Below are 18918 nucleotides of genomic sequence, written 5' to 3' on the forward strand. Positions count from 1 at the left end.
GCGTCAACCGCTCTAAAGCTCCAGTTCCAGCCTTTTGCCAGTGAAATCCCGCAATTTGCCGTGCAGCAGCAACTGGCGAATCCAGGGGCCGAGCAGATCCTGCCGGCCGTCGAGCATCTGCGCCGGCCCCCAGTGTCCGGCGCAGTCGGCGAAACGCTGATGCTGGGCGCTGACGGCTTCGAGGATGCGCTTGTCCTGGCGCAGCACCACGCCCAGTAGCGGCCGCATCACAGCCTGCTTCAGCCAGCCGGGTAGCCAGCCGCGGCGGCTGACGATGCGCGCGATCACCTGCAACTGACCGGCTTCGGCAGGGATCAGCCAGGCGCTGATCAGCAGCGTGAGCCGGCCGCGGGCGTCGCGGTACTCGATTTCCGCCAGGCCCGGCAGGCGGAAGCGGCCGAAACTCTCGCCGCGGCTGCCTTCGAACAGGCGCGAGATCAGCCCGGCCTGCTTGCCCTCCTCGCTGTAACGCGCCTCGATCCCGTCTTCCAGCGCGCGGATATCGGCGATCACCCGCTGGCGCCTGTCGTCGCGGCGAATCCAGCCGGCGTGGACGAAATGGGTATGGAAGGCGTCGAGGAAGTTCTCCGCCGCCTCCTGCAGGCTGCAACGCACCTGGTCGTGCATCCAGAACTGATCCACATCTTCCTGTACCGCGCCATTGGGATTGGGCAATGGCGGGGTCGGCAGCATGCTGTCGCGTACCCAGATCAGGCCGTGTGCCTCCAGCGTCTGCAGCGGCTGCAACAGCCTGGTGGTGCTGCCCTGGTCGAGACTGCCGGGGGCGCGGATGCACTGCCCGGCGCCGTCGAAACGCCAGCCGTGGTAGGGGCACTCGACCGCACCGTCGCGCACGCAACCGGCGCTGAGTGGCGCGAAGCGGTGCGGACAGCGATCCGGCAATGCCGCCGGGCGGCCGTCACTCTCGCGAAACAGCACCAGCGGCCGGCCATGCAGCACGCGCGCCAGCGGTCGGCGGGTGCCGAGCTGGTGGCTGGTCGCCAGCGGCCACCAGTACGCCAGAGGCTGCTCGGTCGGATTCATAGTTTCAGCTTCCTCATCAGCGGTACGCCCAGCCCCTGCAGCAGTGCGGCCAGGGTGCGCCAGACCAGGCGCTGGCGCAGTGGCAGGTGGGCGATATGCACCAGGCTGTACTCGATCTGCGGCTGACCGCCGCGCAGGCGCTTGAAGTGTGCCGCACCGGAGCTGAAGTTGAGCAGCATGTGGCGTCTGGCCGCCTCCTCCAGGCACAGCCGGGTCAGCTGGCGATAGAGCCCGGTGCGCTGTGGCAGTGCGGTGTCATAGCCGACGATGGGCGCGCTGAGCACGCTATCGCTGGCGAACCAGCCGGCGACCCCGTCGATGCGCCCGCAGGCCGCGCGCATTACGCGCAGTTCGAGCCAGCCGTCCCGCTGGCCCTGTTCCAGCCAGGCCGCGCTGTAATGCGGGTTGAGAACGCTGTACTTGTCCAGATAGAGCAGGTTGTAGAGCGCTTCGATGCGCTCGAACTCGGCGTGGCTGAGGTTTGCTCCGGTCTCCACCCGGTAACCGCTGCGCCGCAGCAGCGTGGCATCGAGCCGGCAGTTGTGGTGACGCAGATAGGCGCTGTCGGCGCCGTCGCGGCCATCGAACAGATAGATCTGGCGGCTGGGCACGGCGAGGTAGCCGAGCGCGTGCAGGCGTTCCAGCAGTACGCCATTGCTAGCCGGGTTGAGCGAGCGAAAGCCGAAGGCATGAGTCGGAAAGCGCTGGCGCAGCAGTGCGGTCAGCTCCTCCAGTCCTTCGCCCTGCCAGTGCGTCGGGTACAGATTGGTCGACAGCAGCCAGTTGTTGACCTGCACGATGCGGTCGATGCGGGCGCTGCGCAGCAGCCGTTCGACGCCATCGACCAGCGGCTTGAGCAGTTTCGCCAGCGGCCGGCTGGGCAGACGCTGCAACTCGTCACGGGCATAACCGCTGTAGGCGGTCAGGGGCGAGACCACGTAGCAGTTGTCGATTCGCTCGCCGCCCTGGTTGATCGATACCGGCATCTGCCAGCGGCCCAGATCGAGCAGTTGCAGTTCGCAGGCAAGGTTGCCGATACCGCGTTCGGCATGTTCGCGGACGTAACGCGCGGCGGCGCTGTCGAGCTGCGCCAGCTGTGGATCGTCGGCAGTCAGCAGCTTCATGACCCTGGCGCTCCATCGAGCGGCTGGCCGTCCCATTCGATATCCGCTGTCGAGGCTGCCAGCAGACCGCGTCGGCGCCTCAGCGCACGTACCGCAATCTCGCCGACACCGAGCAGCTGCGCCGCCAGCGGACCGAGGTCGCCGCCGCGCAGGATCACGTCGCGCGCCGCGCGGTAGTCGGACCAGAAGCGGCGGCTGGCGAGATGACGCGGGGCGCCGATCAGCAGCATCGCCAGCGCCACCATGCGCGGCGCCGGGCTCGGCAGCAGCGGTTCGCCGGGCGTGTTCAGGGCGTTCACCAGCGCCGTGGGCCGGTCGCCGAACAGATGGATGCCGCTGGTTGCGCGCGGGTTGCATTCGAGGACGTGAAAGCGCCCCTGGGCATCGGTGATGAAGTCGAAGCCGACCTGGCCGGTATAGCCGGTGGCGCGGCCAAAGTCCTCGACGAACGCCTGCACGGCTTGCGGCCGTACCGGCTGGAAATAGATACCCGAGCCGCGCCCGACGCGGTACAGCGGCCGGTAGCAGGCATGGGCGCGCAACTGTCCGTCGACCAGCAGGCTGAAGCTGCAGTGCTCGTCGCCGGCAACGAAGCGCTGGGCGACCCAGGGCTGCTCCGCTGTCGGCCGCAACGCCTCGACGGCGCGCGCATGCGGGCGAATCAGGGTGCGTGAGGCAAAGCGCGAGTAGGCCGGCTTGAACACCCAGTCGCCGTGCTCGGCGGCCAGGGCGAGGCAGTCTTCGCGGCTTTGCAGCAGGCGTGTATCGGGCGCTTCCAGCGGCCAGCCGCGGCTCATTTCGGCGAAACGGCCCTTGTGATGCAGGCGGTGCAGCAGCTCGAAATCGCTGGTCAGCACCCGGCACAACGGCGCCAGTTGCGCCAGGCCATGGGCCAGGTAGAAGGCTTCCTCGCAGGTCGGCACGATCAGCTCGATGCCGTCCTGGCGAACGCGCCCGGCCAGGGCCTCGATCCAGGCCTGCGGGTTGCTGCGCGGCTCCGGCAGGCGGACGAAATGGTCCACCGCCCGGCTGGAACGCGCCAGTGGCCAGGCCAGCGAGTCGCCGACGCTGACGGTCCAGCCGCTGGCGGCAAATGCCCGGGCCCATTCCAGACAGGCCGGCGCCCGCGCGCCGAGGATCAGTACGTGCATGGCGTTTCCTCCGGGCGGCGCTGCAGCAGCAGGCGGCGGCGCTTGGCGCCGGGCGCATCCGCCTGCCATTGGCTGACATGCAGCGTTGCAGGCTGCACCTGCTGTTGTTTAAAGAATCTCGTCAGTGCCTGACGCAGGGCCGCCTCCGCCGGGTCATGCTGCGCCGCCTGCAGTTGCAGCTGCCAGTCCATGCCGTCCTGGCAGATGCGCCACTGCTCCAGCTGCGTGGCGGCGGTGGCGACGGCGCGGCGCAGCAGGTCGGGATAGAGCGGGCGCAGGCCACTGCCATCCAGCGCCGGCAGCCACAGCACTTCATCGGCGCGGCCCTCGATGGCGGCCAGGGTGCGTTCGGCGCGGCCGCAGGGGCAGGGCTCGGGCGCCAGTTGCAGGATGTCGTTGAGGCGATAGCGCACGATGATCTGCGTGGTGCGCGAGAAGTCGGTGACCAGCGGCTGGAAGCGCCGCTGCTGGTTGTCCAGCCACTGCGGCTCGATCAGCAGGTGGCTTTCGTTCAGGTGCAGGTTGCCGTGCTCGCAGCTGTAGCCGAGAAAGCCTTCGCTGGCCTGGTAAATCTGCGCCGGGCGGCGGCCGAACACCTGCTCGATGCGCCGGGCATCCTCTTCCTCCAGCACCTCGGCCACCGAGACCAGATGCCGTGGGGCGATGTTCAGGCGCCCGCTCGCCTGCAGCTCGGCCAGGCCGCGCAGCACCGTGGCCGGGGCCACCAGCACATGCGGCTGCTGACCTTCGAGTTTGCCCAGCGCGGCGTCCAGGCCGAGCAGCAGGTCATGGAAGACGAAGTCGATACGGCGGCTGGACAGCGTGGTGTACAGCCGGCTGTTGGCGCGCAGGAAGAAGGCGATGCGCAGCGGCGGCCGCCACGGCAGCAGATGGCCGAGCAGGCCTGTCGGCAAGGTGCGCGCCAGCAGCGTGCCGGCCCAGCGTTCGCGTTCCTCGCGGCTGACCAGAAAGACCCCGCGATGGCCGGATGTGCCGCTGGAAAGGCCAACGGTCAGTTCGCCCAGCTGCGGGCTGAAATCCCGCGACTGTTCGGCCTGCAGCGCAACCTCCAGAGCAGGCTGCAGCTCGATGCCGCGGCTGTTGCAGGCGCCGAATTCGCTCATCAGCAGCGCCTTGTCCATCTCCGGCCAGCGCTCCAGCGGCAGCCCGCGAAAGGCGCGCAGGCGCGGCGCCTGCGGCGCGGTTTCACGCAGAAAGCGCCGCAGCTGGCGCGCCTGCCAGGCCTCCAGCCGGCGCCGGTCGGAGAAGCGCAGCCACCAGCGGCTGTGGATGAAGCTGCCGGCAACCCGCAGCAGGCTGCGCAGATGCTCAAGGCCGTGCATGCAATGCCTCTGCGGCGATTTCGCAGTGCGACGGTAGGATCAGCAGCGACGGTTCGCGACGGGCCAGCTCGCCGATGGCGGCGAAGGTCTGGCGATAGGTGCGTATCCCGCTGCTGCTGAAGCACAGGGTCGGGGCCGGTGGCAAGCGGCCTTCGCGGCAGGCAGGCAGCGAATAGCAGGCGTCGGCCACCAGCAGCAGCGGCCCGCCGCTGGCGTCGGGGATGCACAGGCCGAGCTGGCCGTGGCTGTGGCCGGGCAGCGCGACACCGAGCAGGCTGCCATCGCTGAGCAGGTCGAAGCCTTGCGTGAAGGGTGCCATCCACGCCGGCAGCGAGCGCTGCGGACAGTCGTCGGCATGTTCCAGGCGCGTGGCGAAATCGTCCGGCAGCATACCCGGCAGCCGTCCCTGCACGGTGGCGCGCCAGCGTCTGCCGCGCAGTGCCAGCACATGCTCGCTCTCGGTACGCAGGGCGATGATGCGGGCCTGGGGAAAGTCACGCAGACCGGCGACATGGTCGCCATGAAAATGCGAGACGATCACTGCGCCGATATCCTCGCGGCGGATGCCGCGTGCGGCGAGCTGCGCCGACAGGCACTCGTGGGCAGGGAGATGCACCGGTAACAGGCTGCCGTAGAGGCGCTCGGGAAACACGGCGGTGGCATCGAGAAAGTGCTGCGCATAGCCGGTGTCGTAGAGCATCCAGCCGCGCGTCGGGTGGCGCAGCAGGGCGCAGTAGGAAGGAAAGTCCACCTGATGCAGCCCGGCTCCGCGCGCAGCCATGCAGGCCAGGTGGCGGCAACTGCCGACTCGCAGCCAGGCGACGTCGATCGATGCGCTCATCGGCTGTGCTCCAGCCACCAGGCTGCGTGGCGGCGAATGCCCTCTTCGAGATCGACACCGGGCTGCCAGCCCAGCTCGCGGCGAATCGCCGAGGTATCCAGCGTCTGGCTGAAGGCGAGTACGCCGGCGCTGTAGCGGGTCAGCAGCGGCTCCCTGCCGCCGCTCAGATGCGCGCCGGCTTCGAACAGGCGGGCGACGCCGGACACCAGCGGCCAGGGCAGCCGGCGGGTGTGCAGCGGCAGTGCGAAGGCCGTGGCGACGCGCTCCAGCAGATGGTCGAGGCGGATCGCTTGGCCATTGCTGACGTTGTACAGGTTGTAGCGACGCGGCAAGGGGCGGGTGAGGCCGAGCCAGACGGCATCGACCAGGTTGTCGATATAGGTCAGGTCGAGTTCGGCCCGCCCGCCGCGCATCAGCGGAATCGCACCACGGCGCATCACACGCAGCATGCGCGGCATCAGCGTGGCGTCCCATGGGCCGAACACGGCGCGCGGACGCAGCACCACGGTCTGCGCGATATCGGCTTCCCGCAGCAGCGTCTCGGCCATGCCCTTGGTTTGCGCATATCGGTTTACCGGGGGCGGCAGGGGATCGTCCTCGCGTACGCCGAGGCGGTCCTGAAAGGCGAAGTACAGGCTCGGTGTCGAGAGATGCACCAGGCGCTCGATGCCATGCGAGCGGCAGGCGTGAATGACCTCCTCGGTCGAGGCGACGTTGGCGCGCCGAAACGCCTCGGCGCTGCCCCATGGCGCCGACAGCGCGGCGCAGTGCACCAGGGCATCGGCGCCTGCGGCGGCTTCGCTCAATGCCGCCTGCGCCTGCGGCGTGCCGTGTTCGACGGGCAGGAAGCGCATCGCGCCAGGGGCGTGGGCCAGGACTTCATCGGCGGCCTCGCGGCTGCGGCCGCAGAACACCACCTCGCAACCCTCGGCAGCCAGGCGCCAGGCGATATGCCGTCCGACGAAGCCGGTGCCTCCGGTGAGCAGAACCTTCATTGCAGCTCCAGCAGCATGCCGCCCAGCGAAAGCCCGGCGCCGGTGCCGAGTAGCAGCACGCGCTGGCCGGCGTCGATACGACCGTCGCGCAGGCCGATGTCGAGGGCGGTCGGCAGCGAGGCGGCCACCTGATTGCCGTACTCGGCAAAAATGTCAATCACCTGCTCGCTGGCAAAACCCAGGCGTTTGCGCAGGTGTTCCATCGCCAGGTGACTGGCCTGGTGCGGAACCACCCGGTCGATTTGCACCTGCTGCAAGCCCGCCTCATCGAGCAGTGATTGCAGAAATGCCGGCAGATGAGTCGAGGCCAGGCGGAATACCGCCTTGCCCTGCATGCTGAAGCGGCTCAGTGCGGCGAAGTTCTGCTCGCCGCGCGACGGATGATGACGTGAGCCGCCCGCGGCGATCTGGCACAGCGTGGCGCCCTCGGAGTAGGTGCGCAGCTGCGCCGCGAGAATGTTCAGCCTCAGCCCGTCGCCATCGTGCCCGAGCACCACAGCGGCGGCGCCGTCGCCGAAGATGGCGGCGCTGTGCAGCTGCTGCCAGTCCAGGCCGCAGGAGGCGATATCGGCGCATACCAGCAGCACCCGGCGATAACGCCCGGCTGCCAGCGCCCAGGAAATCTGATCCAGGGCAGCGATGAAGCCCAGGCAGCTGGCGTTGATGTCGAAGGCGGGAATGCCGCTTGCGCCCAGGCCAAGTTCGCGGTGGATGAGCGCGGCATTGCAGGGCATGCCCTGATCCATGGTGCCGCTGGCGGCGATCACGCAGTCGAGCTCCCCGGCAGTCAGCCCGGCGGCCTGCAGCGCCTTCTGCGCGGCCTGCGAGGCAAGGGCGGCGGCAGTGTCTGCGGCAGATGCCACGGCGCGGCTGCGTACGCCGCTCAGGCGTTCGGTGCTGCCGTCGGGCAGGCCGAGAGAACGGTCGATTTCGCTGCTCTTCAGGCGCTGCGCTGGCAGGGCATGGCCGCTACCCAGCAGTGTCAGGATGCGGCGCGGTAAGGAGTCGACTGGCATGCACAGTCCATTGTTCAGGCATCGGTTGTAGCCCGCCATGATGAACCAGCGGGGCGTTCAAGCCTACTCCCCATGCAGCCTTGCGCTGTTTTTTCGTGAGCCAGGGCGCTATTGCTCCCGGAGCGCTCGTCAGTATCCGGCGGCGGCCGCCATTCGGCGCTTTGTGTGTGCGTGCCCGGGGTAGCAAACTGCTCTGGTCTCAGCGCAGCACGAGGGCTCGCCTGAGCTTTTTGCTGGGCGCCTGCGCGCTAATGCGTTATTAAGGGCGACATCGCTTGTCCATTCATGGAGCCGTCATGTCGAACCAGCGTCAGCAGGTGCGTACCCCGATGAAGTGTCGGATCAAGATCAGCCATCCGAATTTCGGTGAACTGCTGGCGCAGACACGCGACCTGTCCGACAGCGGCGTCTATGTGAAGCACCCGGATATGGCGGCTCTGTCGATTGGCGCGGAAGTGACCGGCCAGGTGCAGGACCTGCCCTTTCCCGCGCCGGTACTGAAGATGGAAGTGATGCGCGTGGACGCCGAAGGGGCTGGCCTGCGGTTTATCGGCGAAGCCTGAACGAGGCTGCCCAACCGGCAGGCGCAATGAATGCCGGATGACGCTCCAGCAGGCGCTTCAGCCGTGATTTTTTGCCGGCTTCGGCGCCGCTGAAGTGCATCAGTGCGCTTCGTTGACCGCGCTGAGAAAGGCCTGCGTGCGCTCCTGTTGCGGGTTGCCGAACAGCTGCTCCGGGGTGCCCTGTTCGTGAATGCAGCCCTGGTGGAAGAAGCACACACGGTCGGCGAACTCGCGGGCGAAGCCCATCTGGTGAGTGACCATCAGCATGGTCAGGTTGTGTTCGCTGCCCAGGCGGCGGATCACGTTGAGCACCTCGCCGCACAGTTCGGGGTCGAGTGCCGAAGTCACCTCGTCGAACAGCATCACCTTGGGCCGCATGGCCAGGGCGCGGGCGATGGCCACGCGTTGCTGCTGGCCGCCCGATAGCTGCGAGGGATAGTGGCCGAGCTTCTCGCCCAGACCGACCATCGCCAGCAGGTCCTCGGCGCGTTCCGTGGCTTCCTTCTTGCTCATGCCCAGCACCTGCACCGGAGCCTCGATGACGTTCTGCAGCGCGCTCATGTGCGGGAACAGGTTGAAGCTCTGGAACACCATGCCGATCTTGCCGCGCACCTTGCGCTGGTGGCTGGCGCTGGCCGGCACCAGGCGGCCAGCGCGCGCGGGCATGTGGGTCAGCGGCTCGCCGTCGACCATGATCAGGCCTTCGTCGATGGTCTCCAGGGTCATCAGTGCGCGCAGCAGGGTGGACTTGCCCGAGCCGCTGGGGCCGATGATGGCGACCTTCTCGCCCTCGTTCACCTCGAGGTTGAGGTTGTTCAGGCAGGTGAAGTTGCCGTAACGCTTGGTCACGTCGGTGAAGCGGACGATGGGCTGGGTCATGGTCGAATTCTCTGCCGCGGCGGGCGAATGGAGAAAGGCGGTCATCGTGGGGTTACCTCCAGGCGGTCTTCCATGCGCCGCACGCACCAGGCCAGAGCCAGGCTGAGGGCAAGGAAGAACAGGCCAACCATGGTGATGGGTTCAAGGTAGCGGAAACTCTCGGAGCCGATGTTCTTGGCCTGCTGCATGATCTCGACCACGGTGATGGCCGACAGCACCGGCGTGTCCTTGAGCATCGCCACCAGGTAGTTGCCCAGTGCCGGCAGGATCGGGCGCAGCGCCTGCGGCAGGATGATGTTGCGGTAGGCGGTCAGCGGCGCCATGTTCAGCGCCGTCACCGCCTCCCACTGGCCGCGCGGCACGGCGTCGAGGCCGGCGCGGTACACCTCGGCGGTGTAGCAGGCGTAGTGCAGGGCAATGCCGAGGATGCCCGCCTGCAGCGCGGTGAGGTTCAGTCCGTAGTTGGGGAACACGTAGAACAGGAAGTACACCTGGATCAGCAGTGGCGTGCTGCGGATGAACTCGATCAGCCCGGCCACCGGCCAGGACAGCCACAGCTGGTTGCTGCGCCGGGCGATGGCCAGCAGCAGGCCGACGACGATGGCGATGGCGAAGCCGGCGAAGGTGATCAGCAGGGTATTGAGCGAGGCCTTGAGCAGGTCCGGGAGGATGCTCAGGGCGAAATCCCAGTCGAAGAAGTTCATTGCAGGCCACCTCGGATTCGGCCACGGCTGAGGCGGAGTTCAACCATGCGCATGCCCAGGTTGATCACCTGCGCCATGAGGAAGTACAGCACCAGTGCCAGGGCGAAGATCTCCAGGGTCATGAAGGTCGCCTGATCCAGCTGGCGGGAGCGGAAGGCGAGGTCGGACAGGGTGATCAGCGACACCAGGGAGGTGTTCTTCAAAAGCTCGATCAGCAGGTTGGTGCCGGGCGGAATCGCAGCCAGCAGCGCCTGCGGCAGGATGATGCGCAGGAAGCGTTTCGATGGCCGCATGTTCAGAGCGGTACAGGCCTCGTACTGGCCCTTGGCCACCGAGCGGATGGCACCGCGCATCACCTCCGCGCCATAGGCACCGATGTGCAGGCCGAGGCCGACGATGGCCACGGTGTAGGCGCTCATCTCGACGTTGAACGGCGGCATCGGCAGCACGAAGTACAGCCAGAACAGCTGCACCAGCAGCGAGGTGCCGCGGAATATCTCGATATAGGTGATGGCCAGCCAGCGCAGCGGGGCGATGGGTGACAGCCGGCCGAGGGCGGCGATGACTGCCGAGACGATGGCCAGCAGCGAGCCCCAGAAGGTGACTTGCACGGTGACCCAGGCGCCTTGCAGCAGCAGGGGAAGAAGATCGGTCATGAATGTCTACCGCTCTATGTTCGAAAACGTGCCACGCACTATGGTGCGTGGCGGGGTTCGCTCATTACTGGCCGCAGAGTTCGGCGGCGGTCTTGTCGGTGATGTTGGACTGGTCGAAACCGAAGGGCTTGACCGTGGCCAGGTGCTCTTCGCTGCCGATCCACTCCTTCAGCTGGGCATTGACCGCATCACGCAGTTCCTTGTCTTCCGGACGGAAGGCCAGGGCGCCGTAGCCGGTGTGGGCGGGATCGTCCTTGAACTCGGCGATGGCTTCCACGCTGCTGCCGCCTTTCTCGGCCAGGCCCTTCATGGTCAGCTGAGTGCCGACCGCGGCATCGGCACGACCGGCGCGCACCGCCTGCAGCTGCGCGGTGGTGTCCGGCACCTGGAGGATCTGACTGTCGCTGATGCCGGCATTGCGGGCATAGGCCAGGTTCACCGTGCCGGACATGATCGCCAGCTTGGCACCGCTCTTGGCGATGTCTTCGTAGCTGTGCAGATTCTTCGGATTGCCGGCCTTGGTCAGCAGGGTGTCGGGCAGCTGGTAGTGCGGATCGGTGAACAGCACCTGCTTGCAGCGCTCGGGCGTGATGTACATGCCGGCGGCGATCAGGTCGAAGCGACTGGCGCGCAGGCCGGGGATCAGCGAACCCCATTCGGTCAGCACCGGATTGACCTTCTCGACGCCCATGCGCTCGAAGATCTTCTTGACGATTTCCGGCGATTCACCGGTAACGCTGCCGTCGAGGGCGGTATAGGCGAACGGCGTTTCGTTGGCGTAACCGATGCGTACGCTGCTGCTGTCCCTGACCTTGTCCAGGGTCGAGGCCTGAGCACAGACCGTGAAGCCGGCTAGCAGGACGGAGGTCAGCGCGAGGCGGCTGAAGCGAGAGGGGATAACGCTACTCATCTTGGTATTCTCCTGTTTCTTGTAGTCCGCCAGTGGCGGTGTGCTGTGTTAGGAGGCAGGTAAATCAAGAGCGTTGTTGGCGCGCTATGCGCCGGGTGGCATTTTTGGAGGTCTGTTTCCACCCGTGGCTCAAGCATACAAAGGCTTTTTTCGCTGCGGCATTGCACTAGGACAATTGAATCGCAACCCCGCACGCGTGATGCTGGGGCACAGTCGCCAGTAGAGAGCCGTCGATGCAGAACTGGAAGAAGGCCCTGGCCAACGCGCGCCCGGGCGAGTCGAAATACAAGCTCCTGGTTCAGGCGGTCGCCGCCGATATCGAACAGGGTACCCTGATCGAAGGCCAGCGGTTGCCACCGCAACGTCAGGTTTCGGATGCGCTGGGCATCAGCGTGCAGACCGTGACCAACGCCTACAAGGAACTGGAACGCCAGGGCCGCGTGCGCTGCGAGGTGGGGCGTGGCAGCTTCGTTTCAAGGCGCACCAGCGAGCGCGTGGCCACCAGCATGCTCGACCGTACCGAGCAGGCGCTGATGGACTTCTCCAATGCGCGCATTCTGCATACTGACGCCCACGACCGCCTGTGGCGGCAGACCTGCCTGGAGTTGGCGCAGGAGGTCGACCAGCCGTGGATTCACGCCTTTCGTCCGATCGCCGGCATGCAGCATCAGCGCGAGGCCGCGGTGCGCTGGCTGGCGCGTCTGGGCATGGATGTCGGCACCGAGGACGTGTTGCTGACCAGCGGCGCTGCCCACGCCATCTTCCTTGCTCTGGCCACATTGGCCGGGCCAGACGACGTGGTGCTCTGCGAAGGCCTGACCGACCACGGCGCTATCGGCAGTTCGCAGGTGCTCGGTTTCACCCTCAAGGGCCTGGAGATGGATCGCTACGGGCTCAATCCCGAGCATTTCGAGGACATGTGTGGCAACGAGCGCATCACCGCGCTGGTCTGCACGCCCAACCTGAACAATCCCACCAGTGCGCTGATGCCCGACGAGCGCCGCCGCGAGATCGCCGAAATCGCCCGCCGCTATGGCGTGTACATCATCGAGGACGACGTCTACGGCCCGCTGCTGGCCGGTCAGCAGGTCACGCGGCCGCTCAGCCACTATGCACCGGAGCTGTCGTTCTATTGCACCAGCATGACCAAGTCGGTGCTCACCGGTCTGCGCATCGGCTATCTGGTGATGCCCAAGCGCCTGGCTTTGCGCACCGAGAGCATCCTGCGGGTCAACAGCTGGATGGCGCCGTCGCTGCTGGGTGAGATCGCCACACGCTGGATCAATTCCGGCGAGGCCGAGGATCTGGTGCAGCTGCAGCGCCAGCTGCTGGCCAACCGGCAGGCGCTGGTGGAAAAGGAACTGGGCGAGCACCTGATCGGCAACCACCCCTATTCGCTGAACAGCTGGCTGCGCGTGCCCGAAGGCTGGGATACCGACAGCCTGCTGCGTGAGCTGCGCCGGCGCAACGTCGCGCTGACCCTGCCCGATCCCTTCGTTCCGCCGGGCATGCCGCGGCCGCGCGCGGTACGCCTGTGCGTCGGTGCCGAATGCAGTGAAGCGAAGATGCGCCAGGGCGTGCGGATCGTGCGTGACGTCTTCGAGCAGTACCCGAAGGTGCATGATTTCTAGCACGGTAAGAAGTTTCGCGGCTGAAGCCGCTCCTACAACATCTCCGACGGTATAAGGATTTAGCCCCCTCTCCCGCTTGCGGGAGAGGGTTGGGGAGAGGGGCTCTTGTAGCCCGGATGAAATTCGGGAGTGGTTTGTTCCAATGCTTCCCGGATTTCATCCAGGCTACAAGCGGGTGCACGCGGCGCACCCTACGGTCGACGTGTCTGTAGGGTGCGCCATGCGCACCGATTTCCACGCGGTACAAACGCCCAGATAAAAAATCGTCCTAGTACATTCAGCCTCTCAATTTCCCGCCCATATACTCGGCCGCACACCTTCACGGAACGTGCGCCATGTCTTCCATCCCCTTCGATGACCTGCTTCAGGCCCGCCAGCGTATCGCCGGCCTGGTACGCCAGACGACGCTGGAGCATTCGCCCAGCCTCAGCCGCCTGGCCGGTGTGCCGGTATGGTTGAAGCTGGAGTCGCAGCAGGCCACCGGCAGCTTCAAGCTGCGTGGTGCGAGCAACGCAGTGGCGCAGCTGGATGATGCGCAGAAGCGCCTCGGCGTGGTCACTGCGTCCACCGGCAACCACGGCCGCGCGCTGGCCTTCGCCGCCGCGCAGCAGGGCGTGAAGGCGATCGTCTGCCTCTCCGAGCTGGTGCCGCAGAACAAGGTGCGCGCCATTCGTGAACTGGGCGCCGAGGTGGTGATCAGCGGTCGCAGCCAGGACGACGCCCAGCTCGAAGCCCTGCGCATCGCCCGCGATCAGGGCGCCGCGTTCATCCCGCCCTTCGACCACCCGCACGTGATCGCCGGCCAGGGCAGCCTGGGCCTGGAGATTCTCGAGCAGTGTCCGGACGTCTGCGAAGTGCTGGTGCCGTTGTCCGGCGGTGGCCTGTTCGCCGGCGTGGCGCTGGCGATCAAGGCGGCCAGCCCGGCGATTCGCACCCACGGCATCAGCATGCAGCTGGGCGCGGCGATGCACGCCAGCCTGCAGGCCGGCGAGCCGGTGGAGGTGCAAGAGCTGCCGACCCTGGCCGACTCGCTCGGCGGCGGCATCGGCCTGGACAACCGTTACACCTTCGCCATCACCCGTGAGCTGTGCGACCAGGTTCATCTGCTCGACGAAGCCTCCATCGCCCGCGGCATTCGCCATGCCTACCGCGAGGAGCGGCTGGTAGTCGAAGGCGCCGCAGCGGTGGGCATCGCCGCCCTGCTCGATGGCCTGATCGAGCCGCGCGGCCCGGTGGTGGTGGTGATCAGCGGCCGCAATATCGATATCGACCAACACCTGCGCGTGCTCAATGGCGCAGACGCCTGAGGAACCTCCATGGCCAAGACCCTGATTCTCAACCAGGCCGATCTGCGCGATTGCGTCGGCCTCGACACTGACAGCCTTGAGGTGGTGGAGAACGCCTTCCGTCTGCTCGCCACCGCTGCCGTGGCGATGCCGCCGATCCTGCGTCTGGACGTGCCCGAGCATAATGGCGAGGTGGACGTGAAGACCGCCTACCTGCCCGGCGTGGCGCACTTCGCGATCAAGGTCAGCCCCGGCTTCTTCGACAATCCCAAGCTCGGCCTGCCCAGCCTCAATGGCCTGATGATGCTGTTCTCGGCGCAGACCGGCCTGGCTGATGCGCTACTGCTGGATAACGGCTACCTCACCGCGGTGCGTACTGCTGCCGCTGGCGCCATCGCCGCCAAATGGCTGGCCCGCGAAGACGCCAAGGTGGTCGCCATCCTCGGTGCCGGCGAGCAGGCACGCCTGCAGTTGCAGGCCCTGCGCCTGGTGCGCGATGTAAGCGAGGTGCGTATCTGGGCGCGTGATCCCGCCAAGGCCCAGGCCATGGCCGCCGAGCTGGACGATGCGCGCGCGGTGGACAGCGTCGACGCGGCGCTAGATGGAGCCGATATCGCCATCACCACCACGCCCAGTCGCGAGCCGCTGATCCAGCCGCAACACCTGCGCTCCGGCCTGCATATCACTGCCATGGGCTCGGATGCCGAGCACAAGAACGAGATCGCCCCCGCCGTGCTGGCGCGGGTCGATGCCTATGTCCCCGACCGCCTGAGCCAGACCCGCGTGCTCGGCGAGCTGCACCACGCCATCGCCGCCGGCCTGGTCGCTGCCGATGCCGACTTCGCCGAACTCGGCCAGGTGATCGCCGGCCAGCGCCCGGGGCGCACCTCGGCTGCGCAGATCACTCTGTGCGACCTGACCGGTACCGGCGCGCAGGACACCGCCATCGCCAGTCTTGCCTACCAGCGCGCCGTCGCGGCCGGCAAAGGCCTCAGTTTCGATTCCTGAAACCTACGGGCGCGGCACGCCGCGCCTGAATAACCGTTCCATCACGAGGGCAACGCAATGTCCGAAATCGTCGTCAACCTCCCCTTCAGCCGGGAGGAATATGCCCAGCGTCTGGCCAAGACGCGCAGCGCCATGCAGGCCAGGGGCATCGAGCTGCTGATCGTCACCGACCCGTCCAACATGGCCTGGCTCACCGGCTATGACGGCTGGTCGTTCTACGTGCACCAGTGCGTGCTGCTGGCGCTCGATGGCGAGCCGGTCTGGTATGGCCGTGGTCAGGACGCCAACGGTGCCAAGCGCACGGTGTTCATGCAGCAGAGCAACATCGTCGGTTATCCCGACCACTACGTGCAGTCCACCGAGCGCCACCCGATGGACTACCTGTCCAGGGAGGTCATCACCGCGCGTGGCTGGGACAGGCTGACCATCGGCGTCGAGCTGGACAACTACTACTTCAGCGCCGCTGCCTACGCCTCGCTGCAGCGCAACCTGCCCAACGCCCGTTTCGTCGACTCCACCGCGCTGGTCAACTGGCAGCGGGCGATCAAGTCGCCCACCGAGATCGGCTACATGCGCATCGCGGCGAAGATCGTCGAGCAGATGCATGCGGCGATCTTCGACAAGATCGAGCCGGGCCTGCGCAAGAACGAGCTGGTGGCCGAGATCTACCGCACCGGCATCCTCGGTGCCGACGGTCATGGTGGTGACTACCCGGCCATCGTGCCGTTGCTGCCCACCGGCGCCGATGCCAGCGCGCCGCACCTGACCTGGGACGACTCGCCGATGATCAGCGGCGCCGGCACCTTCTTCGAGATCGCCGGCTGCTACAAGCGCTATCACTGCCCGCTGTCGCGCACCATCTACCTGGGCAAGCCGCCACAGCATTTCCTCGACGGCGAGAAGGCCGTGGTCGAAGGCATCGCCGCCGGCCTGGAGGCCGCCAAGCCGGGCAATACCACCGGCGATATCGCCCGCGCCTTCTTCAAGGTGCTGGAGAAGTTCGGCATCCACAAGGACAGCCGCTGCGGCTACCCCATCGGTATCAGCTACCCGCCAGACTGGGGCGAGCGCACCATGAGCCTGCGCCCGAGCGATGAAAGCGTGCTGCAACCGGGGATGACCTTCCACTTCATGCCCGGCCTGTGGCTGGACGACTGGGGCCTGGAAATCACCGAGTCGATTCTGATCACCGACAGCGGCGTGGAAACCTTCTGCGATGTGCCGCGCAAGCTGTTCGTGAAGGACTGACGCCATGACCGACGTTCTGCGCGACAACCCCATCAGCCCCACGGTCGATTTCGACCGTGACGGCGTACAGCACGGCTTTCTCAAGCTGCCCTATTCCCGCGACGATTCGGCCTGGGGCGCGGTGATGATTCCGGTTACCGTGGTGAAGAACGGCAGCGGCCCCACCGCCCTGCTTACCGGCGGCAACCATGGTGACGAGTACGAAGGCCCGCTGGCGTTGAGCAAGCTGGCCCAGCGCCTGCGCGCCGAGGACGTCACTGGCCGCGTGATCATCGTGCCGTTCATGAACACTCCGGCGGTGCAGGCCGGCACCCGCACCTCGCCCATCGACAAGGGCAACCTCAACCGCAGCTTCCCCGGCAAGCCGGATGGCACGGTGACGCAGAAGATCGCCGACTACTTTCAGCGCACCCTGCTGCCGCTGGCCGATGTGGTGCTGGATATCCACTCCGGCGGCAAGACCCTGGATTTTCTGCCCTTCGCCGCCTGCCACGTGTTGCCGGACAAGGATCAGGACGCCGCCTGCGCCGCCGGCATGCGCGCCTTCGCCGCGCCCTACTGCATGCGCATGCTGGAGCTGGATGCGGTGGGCATGTACGACACCGCCGCCGAGGAGCAGGGCAAGGTGTTCGTCACCACCGAGCTGGGTGGCGGCGGCAGCAGCACGGCGAAAAGCCTGGCCATCGCCGAGCGTGGCGTGCGCAACCTGCTGATCCACTTCGGCCTGCTGCAGGGCGAAATCGAGGCCGGCGAGTCGGTGATGCTGGACATGCCCGATGGCGACTGCTTCGTCGCCAGCGAAGACGATGGCCTGCTGGAGATGTGCCGCGACCTCGGCGAGACGGTGGAAAAGGGCGAGGTGATCGCCCGGGTACACAGCGTGCGCCGCACCGGCGAGCCGGCCCGGGAATACCGCGCCAGACGCAGCGGCCTGCTCGCTGCCCGGCATTTCCCCGGGCTGGTGAAAAGTGGCGATACCCTCGCGGTGGTCGCCGACGTGGTGGGCTGAGAGGAGCGCGCATGCACAAGCTCGACCGCTATGACCTGAAGATCCTGCGCATCCTTTCCGAGGATGGGCGGATCACCAAGTCGGCCCTGGCCGAGGCGATCAACCTCTCGGTGACGCCGGCCTGGGAGCGGGTGCGCAAGCTGGAAGGCGCCGGGCTGATCAAGGGCTATCGTGCGCAGATCGACTGGGCGGCGCTGTTCAGGAGCCAGCAGGTGCTGGTGGAAATCACCCTGGCGCGGCACACCGCCCAGGACATGCGCCGCTTCGAGCAGCGCCTGGCCGAGGTGCCGGAGGTGGGCTTCTGCTACGCCACCGGCGGCGGCGTCGACTACATCGCCATGATCCGCGCCCGCGACATCGACCACTACCAGCGTTTCGTCGACCAGCTGCTGCTGGAAGACCTGGGCATCGAGCGCTACTTCACCTACATCGTCACCAAGACCATCAAGGCGGACGCCTCGGGCGCGCCCACTGAGTTGGACGACTAGAGCTTCGCTTTAACCGCCGCCAGCCCTTCACCGCCATCACGGGTTTTCACGCCCTCCAGCCAGCCGTCGAGCACCGCGGGATTGGCCTTTACCCAGCTCCTGATCGCCGTGGCATTGGCGACGCGGCGGTTGAGCACTTCGTCCATGATGGTGTTCTCCATCTCCTGGGTGAACTTCAGGTTGCTCAGCAGCTTGCCCACGTTCGGGCATTCGGCCACATAACCCTTGCGCGCCAGGGTGTTGACCGAGCCGGTGCTGCCAAAGAATTTCTCGCCGCCCTTGAGGTACTGCATATCGAACTGCACGTTCATCGGGTGCGGCGTCCAGCCGAGGAACACCACGAACTCGTCGCGCTTCACCGCCCGCCCGACCTGCACCAGCATCGCCTGCTCGCTGGATTCCACCAGTTGCCAGTCGCCCAGGCCGAACTCGTTACCTTCGATCATCTGGCGGATGTAGTCGTTGGCCGGCGAGCCGGAGCCGATGCCGTAGATCTTCCTGCCGAACTGGTCGGCGAATCTGGCCAGATCGCTGAAGTCCTTCACGCCGGCTTCGTGGACGTAGGTTGGCACGGCCAGGGTGTATTCGGTGCCGCCGAGGTTTTCCACCACCTTGTCGACCTGGCCGCTTTCCACGTAGCGCTCATAGTCGTGCTGGCCGGCCGGCATCCAGTTGCCGAGGAACACGTCCACCTGGCCCTTCTGCAGCCCGGCGAAGATGATCGGCACTGCCAGCGTGCGGGTCTGCGGTTTGTAGCCGAGGCTGTCGAGCAGCAGGCTGGCGATACCGTTGGTCACGGCGATATCGCTCCAGCCCGGGTCGGCGAGGGTCACGGTGGAGCAGTTGGCACTTTCGGTTTGCGCCTGGGCGCCGCAGGTGAAGGCCAGCAGCGAGGCGCCAATCAGGATGGCTTTGAGCGTCATGAGTGAATCCTTTCAGGTGAGTCGCGCCCTGACCTTAACGGGCGAGAGCGCACGGCTCAACCACCGGCTCGCGATTGGACGCGATCGAGCGGAAACAAG

19 protein-coding genes are annotated in these 18918 nt (G+C 66.6%); 7 read left to right on the forward strand and 12 right to left on the reverse strand.

Annotated features, from left to right (window positions below):
- Positions 1-12 precede the first annotated feature (12 nt).
- The 7 genes from NCCP436_RS00445 to NCCP436_RS00475 are packed head-to-tail and all read right to left on the reverse strand — an operon-like array spanning position 13 to position 7514.
- Positions 13-1044 carry a Rieske 2Fe-2S domain-containing protein gene (locus NCCP436_RS00445; RefSeq protein ID WP_220801824.1) on the reverse strand — a complete coding sequence of 344 codons (1032 nt, stop codon included), beginning with the start codon at positions 1042-1044 and terminating at the stop codon, positions 13-15.
- Positions 1041-2168 (reverse strand): GNAT family N-acetyltransferase, encoded by a 1128-nt coding sequence (locus tag NCCP436_RS00450; RefSeq protein WP_220801825.1) that lies wholly within the window; start codon positions 2166-2168, stop codon positions 1041-1043. The genes NCCP436_RS00445 and NCCP436_RS00450 overlap by 4 nt, the downstream gene beginning before the upstream one ends.
- The gene (locus tag NCCP436_RS00455; protein ID WP_220801826.1) at positions 2165-3319 is read right to left on the reverse strand and encodes an ATP-grasp domain-containing protein; all 1155 of its coding nucleotides are present in this window, start codon (positions 3317-3319) and stop codon (positions 2165-2167) included. The genes NCCP436_RS00450 and NCCP436_RS00455 overlap by 4 nt, the downstream gene beginning before the upstream one ends.
- The gene (locus tag NCCP436_RS00460) at positions 3307-4662 is read right to left on the reverse strand and encodes a F390 synthetase-related protein (RefSeq protein ID WP_220801827.1); all 1356 of its coding nucleotides are present in this window, start codon (positions 4660-4662) and stop codon (positions 3307-3309) included. Before NCCP436_RS00460 ends, NCCP436_RS00455 begins: the two co-directional genes overlap by 13 nt.
- Positions 4649-5503: an MBL fold metallo-hydrolase gene (locus NCCP436_RS00465; protein ID WP_220801828.1), complete on the reverse strand. Its 855-nt coding sequence runs from the start codon at positions 5501-5503 to the stop codon at positions 4649-4651. The genes NCCP436_RS00460 and NCCP436_RS00465 overlap by 14 nt, the downstream gene beginning before the upstream one ends.
- The gene (locus tag NCCP436_RS00470) at positions 5500-6498 is read right to left on the reverse strand and encodes an NAD(P)-dependent oxidoreductase (protein ID WP_220801829.1); all 999 of its coding nucleotides are present in this window, start codon (positions 6496-6498) and stop codon (positions 5500-5502) included. The genes NCCP436_RS00465 and NCCP436_RS00470 overlap by 4 nt, the downstream gene beginning before the upstream one ends.
- The gene (locus tag NCCP436_RS00475) at positions 6495-7514 is read right to left on the reverse strand and encodes a 3-oxoacyl-[acyl-carrier-protein] synthase III C-terminal domain-containing protein (protein WP_220801830.1); all 1020 of its coding nucleotides are present in this window, start codon (positions 7512-7514) and stop codon (positions 6495-6497) included. Before NCCP436_RS00475 ends, NCCP436_RS00470 begins: the two co-directional genes overlap by 4 nt.
- Positions 7515-7810: 296 nt before the next feature.
- On the opposite strand from NCCP436_RS00475, the gene NCCP436_RS00480 reads away from it, so the two are divergent.
- The gene (locus tag NCCP436_RS00480) at positions 7811-8077 is read left to right on the forward strand and encodes a PilZ domain-containing protein (protein ID WP_220801831.1); all 267 of its coding nucleotides are present in this window, start codon (positions 7811-7813) and stop codon (positions 8075-8077) included.
- 99 nt (positions 8078-8176) lie between these two features.
- Here NCCP436_RS00480 and ehuA read toward each other — a convergent pair whose 3' ends face one another.
- The 4 genes from ehuA to ehuB all read right to left on the reverse strand — a co-directional run bounded on the left by ehuA (position 8177) and on the right by ehuB (position 11226).
- Positions 8177-8956, reverse strand: a complete 780-nt coding sequence (gene ehuA / locus NCCP436_RS00485) for an ectoine/hydroxyectoine ABC transporter ATP-binding protein EhuA (protein WP_259651422.1) — start codon at positions 8954-8956, stop codon at positions 8177-8179.
- Positions 8957-8997: 41 nt separating this feature from the next.
- Positions 8998-9660, reverse strand: coding sequence for an ectoine/hydroxyectoine ABC transporter permease subunit EhuD (gene ehuD, locus NCCP436_RS00490; protein WP_220801832.1), 663 nt, complete (start codon positions 9658-9660; stop codon positions 8998-9000).
- The gene (gene ehuC / locus NCCP436_RS00495; RefSeq protein ID WP_220801833.1) at positions 9657-10316 is read right to left on the reverse strand and encodes an ectoine/hydroxyectoine ABC transporter permease subunit EhuC; all 660 of its coding nucleotides are present in this window, start codon (positions 10314-10316) and stop codon (positions 9657-9659) included. Before ehuC ends, ehuD begins: the two co-directional genes overlap by 4 nt.
- A gap of 64 nt (positions 10317-10380) precedes the next feature.
- Complete coding sequence (gene ehuB / locus NCCP436_RS00500) at positions 10381-11226, reverse strand: ectoine/hydroxyectoine ABC transporter substrate-binding protein EhuB (protein WP_220801834.1); 846 nt, start codon at positions 11224-11226, stop codon at positions 10381-10383.
- 233 nt (positions 11227-11459) lie between these two features.
- Between ehuB and NCCP436_RS00505 the strand changes: the two genes are divergently transcribed.
- From NCCP436_RS00505 to NCCP436_RS00530, 6 genes are all read left to right on the forward strand, one after another.
- Complete coding sequence (locus NCCP436_RS00505) at positions 11460-12857, forward strand: PLP-dependent aminotransferase family protein (RefSeq protein WP_220801835.1); 1398 nt, start codon at positions 11460-11462, stop codon at positions 12855-12857.
- A 335-nt stretch (positions 12858-13192) separates the two neighbouring features.
- Positions 13193-14164 (forward strand): hydroxyectoine utilization dehydratase EutB, encoded by a 972-nt coding sequence (eutB, locus tag NCCP436_RS00510; protein WP_220801836.1) that lies wholly within the window; start codon positions 13193-13195, stop codon positions 14162-14164.
- A 9-nt stretch (positions 14165-14173) separates the two neighbouring features.
- The gene (eutC, locus tag NCCP436_RS00515; RefSeq protein ID WP_220801837.1) at positions 14174-15151 is read left to right on the forward strand and encodes an ectoine utilization protein EutC; all 978 of its coding nucleotides are present in this window, start codon (positions 14174-14176) and stop codon (positions 15149-15151) included.
- 57 nt (positions 15152-15208) lie between these two features.
- On the forward strand, positions 15209-16399 hold the full coding sequence (doeA, locus tag NCCP436_RS00520; protein ID WP_220801838.1) for an ectoine hydrolase DoeA: 1191 nt from the start codon (positions 15209-15211) through the stop codon (positions 16397-16399).
- Positions 16400-16403: 4 nt separating this feature from the next.
- The gene (gene doeB, locus NCCP436_RS00525) at positions 16404-17408 is read left to right on the forward strand and encodes a N(2)-acetyl-L-2,4-diaminobutanoate deacetylase DoeB (protein WP_220801839.1); all 1005 of its coding nucleotides are present in this window, start codon (positions 16404-16406) and stop codon (positions 17406-17408) included.
- 11 nt (positions 17409-17419) lie between these two features.
- A complete protein-coding gene (locus NCCP436_RS00530) occupies positions 17420-17896 on the forward strand; it encodes an Lrp/AsnC family transcriptional regulator (RefSeq protein WP_220801840.1) in 477 nt (158 codons plus the stop codon).
- Here the strand turns inward: NCCP436_RS00530 and choX are convergent.
- Complete coding sequence (gene choX, locus NCCP436_RS00535) at positions 17893-18819, reverse strand: choline ABC transporter substrate-binding protein (RefSeq protein ID WP_220801841.1); 927 nt, start codon at positions 18817-18819, stop codon at positions 17893-17895. The two genes, NCCP436_RS00530 and choX, sit on opposite strands and share 4 nt — an antisense overlap.
- Between the last annotated feature and the right edge of the window lie 99 nt (positions 18820-18918).

Origin of the sequence: Pseudomonas sp. NCCP-436 (assembly GCF_019656335.1) — a bacterium.
In the GTDB taxonomy this organism is placed as follows: Bacteria; Pseudomonadota; Gammaproteobacteria; order Pseudomonadales; family Pseudomonadaceae; genus Aquipseudomonas.

Bases quoted from the DNA above. Each gene is read 5' to 3' on its own strand.
- NCCP436_RS00445 (WP_220801824.1), bottom strand. From the start codon at position 1,044: ATGAATCCGACCGAGCAGCCTCTGGCGTACTGGTGGCCGCTGGCGACC.
- NCCP436_RS00450 (WP_220801825.1), bottom strand. From the start codon at position 2,168: ATGAAGCTGCTGACTGCCGACGATCCACAGCTGGCGCAGCTCGACAGC.
- NCCP436_RS00455 (WP_220801826.1), bottom strand. From the start codon at position 3,319: ATGCACGTACTGATCCTCGGCGCGCGGGCGCCGGCCTGTCTGGAATGG.
- NCCP436_RS00460 (WP_220801827.1), bottom strand. From the start codon at position 4,662: ATGCACGGCCTTGAGCATCTGCGCAGCCTGCTGCGGGTTGCCGGCAGC.
- NCCP436_RS00465 (WP_220801828.1), bottom strand. From the start codon at position 5,503: ATGAGCGCATCGATCGACGTCGCCTGGCTGCGAGTCGGCAGTTGCCGC.
- NCCP436_RS00470 (WP_220801829.1), bottom strand. From the start codon at position 6,498: ATGAAGGTTCTGCTCACCGGAGGCACCGGCTTCGTCGGACGGCATATC.
- NCCP436_RS00475 (WP_220801830.1), bottom strand. From the start codon at position 7,514: ATGCCAGTCGACTCCTTACCGCGCCGCATCCTGACACTGCTGGGTAGC.
- NCCP436_RS00480 (WP_220801831.1), top strand. From the start codon at position 7,811: ATGTCGAACCAGCGTCAGCAGGTGCGTACCCCGATGAAGTGTCGGATC.
- ehuA (WP_259651422.1), bottom strand. From the start codon at position 8,956: ATGACCCAGCCCATCGTCCGCTTCACCGACGTGACCAAGCGTTACGGC.
- ehuD (WP_220801832.1), bottom strand. From the start codon at position 9,660: ATGAACTTCTTCGACTGGGATTTCGCCCTGAGCATCCTCCCGGACCTG.
- ehuC (WP_220801833.1), bottom strand. From the start codon at position 10,316: ATGACCGATCTTCTTCCCCTGCTGCTGCAAGGCGCCTGGGTCACCGTG.
- ehuB (WP_220801834.1), bottom strand. From the start codon at position 11,226: ATGAGTAGCGTTATCCCCTCTCGCTTCAGCCGCCTCGCGCTGACCTCC.
- NCCP436_RS00505 (WP_220801835.1), top strand. From the start codon at position 11,460: ATGCAGAACTGGAAGAAGGCCCTGGCCAACGCGCGCCCGGGCGAGTCG.
- eutB (WP_220801836.1), top strand. From the start codon at position 13,193: ATGTCTTCCATCCCCTTCGATGACCTGCTTCAGGCCCGCCAGCGTATC.
- eutC (WP_220801837.1), top strand. From the start codon at position 14,174: ATGGCCAAGACCCTGATTCTCAACCAGGCCGATCTGCGCGATTGCGTC.
- doeA (WP_220801838.1), top strand. From the start codon at position 15,209: ATGTCCGAAATCGTCGTCAACCTCCCCTTCAGCCGGGAGGAATATGCC.
- doeB (WP_220801839.1), top strand. From the start codon at position 16,404: ATGACCGACGTTCTGCGCGACAACCCCATCAGCCCCACGGTCGATTTC.
- NCCP436_RS00530 (WP_220801840.1), top strand. From the start codon at position 17,420: ATGCACAAGCTCGACCGCTATGACCTGAAGATCCTGCGCATCCTTTCC.
- choX (WP_220801841.1), bottom strand. From the start codon at position 18,819: ATGACGCTCAAAGCCATCCTGATTGGCGCCTCGCTGCTGGCCTTCACC.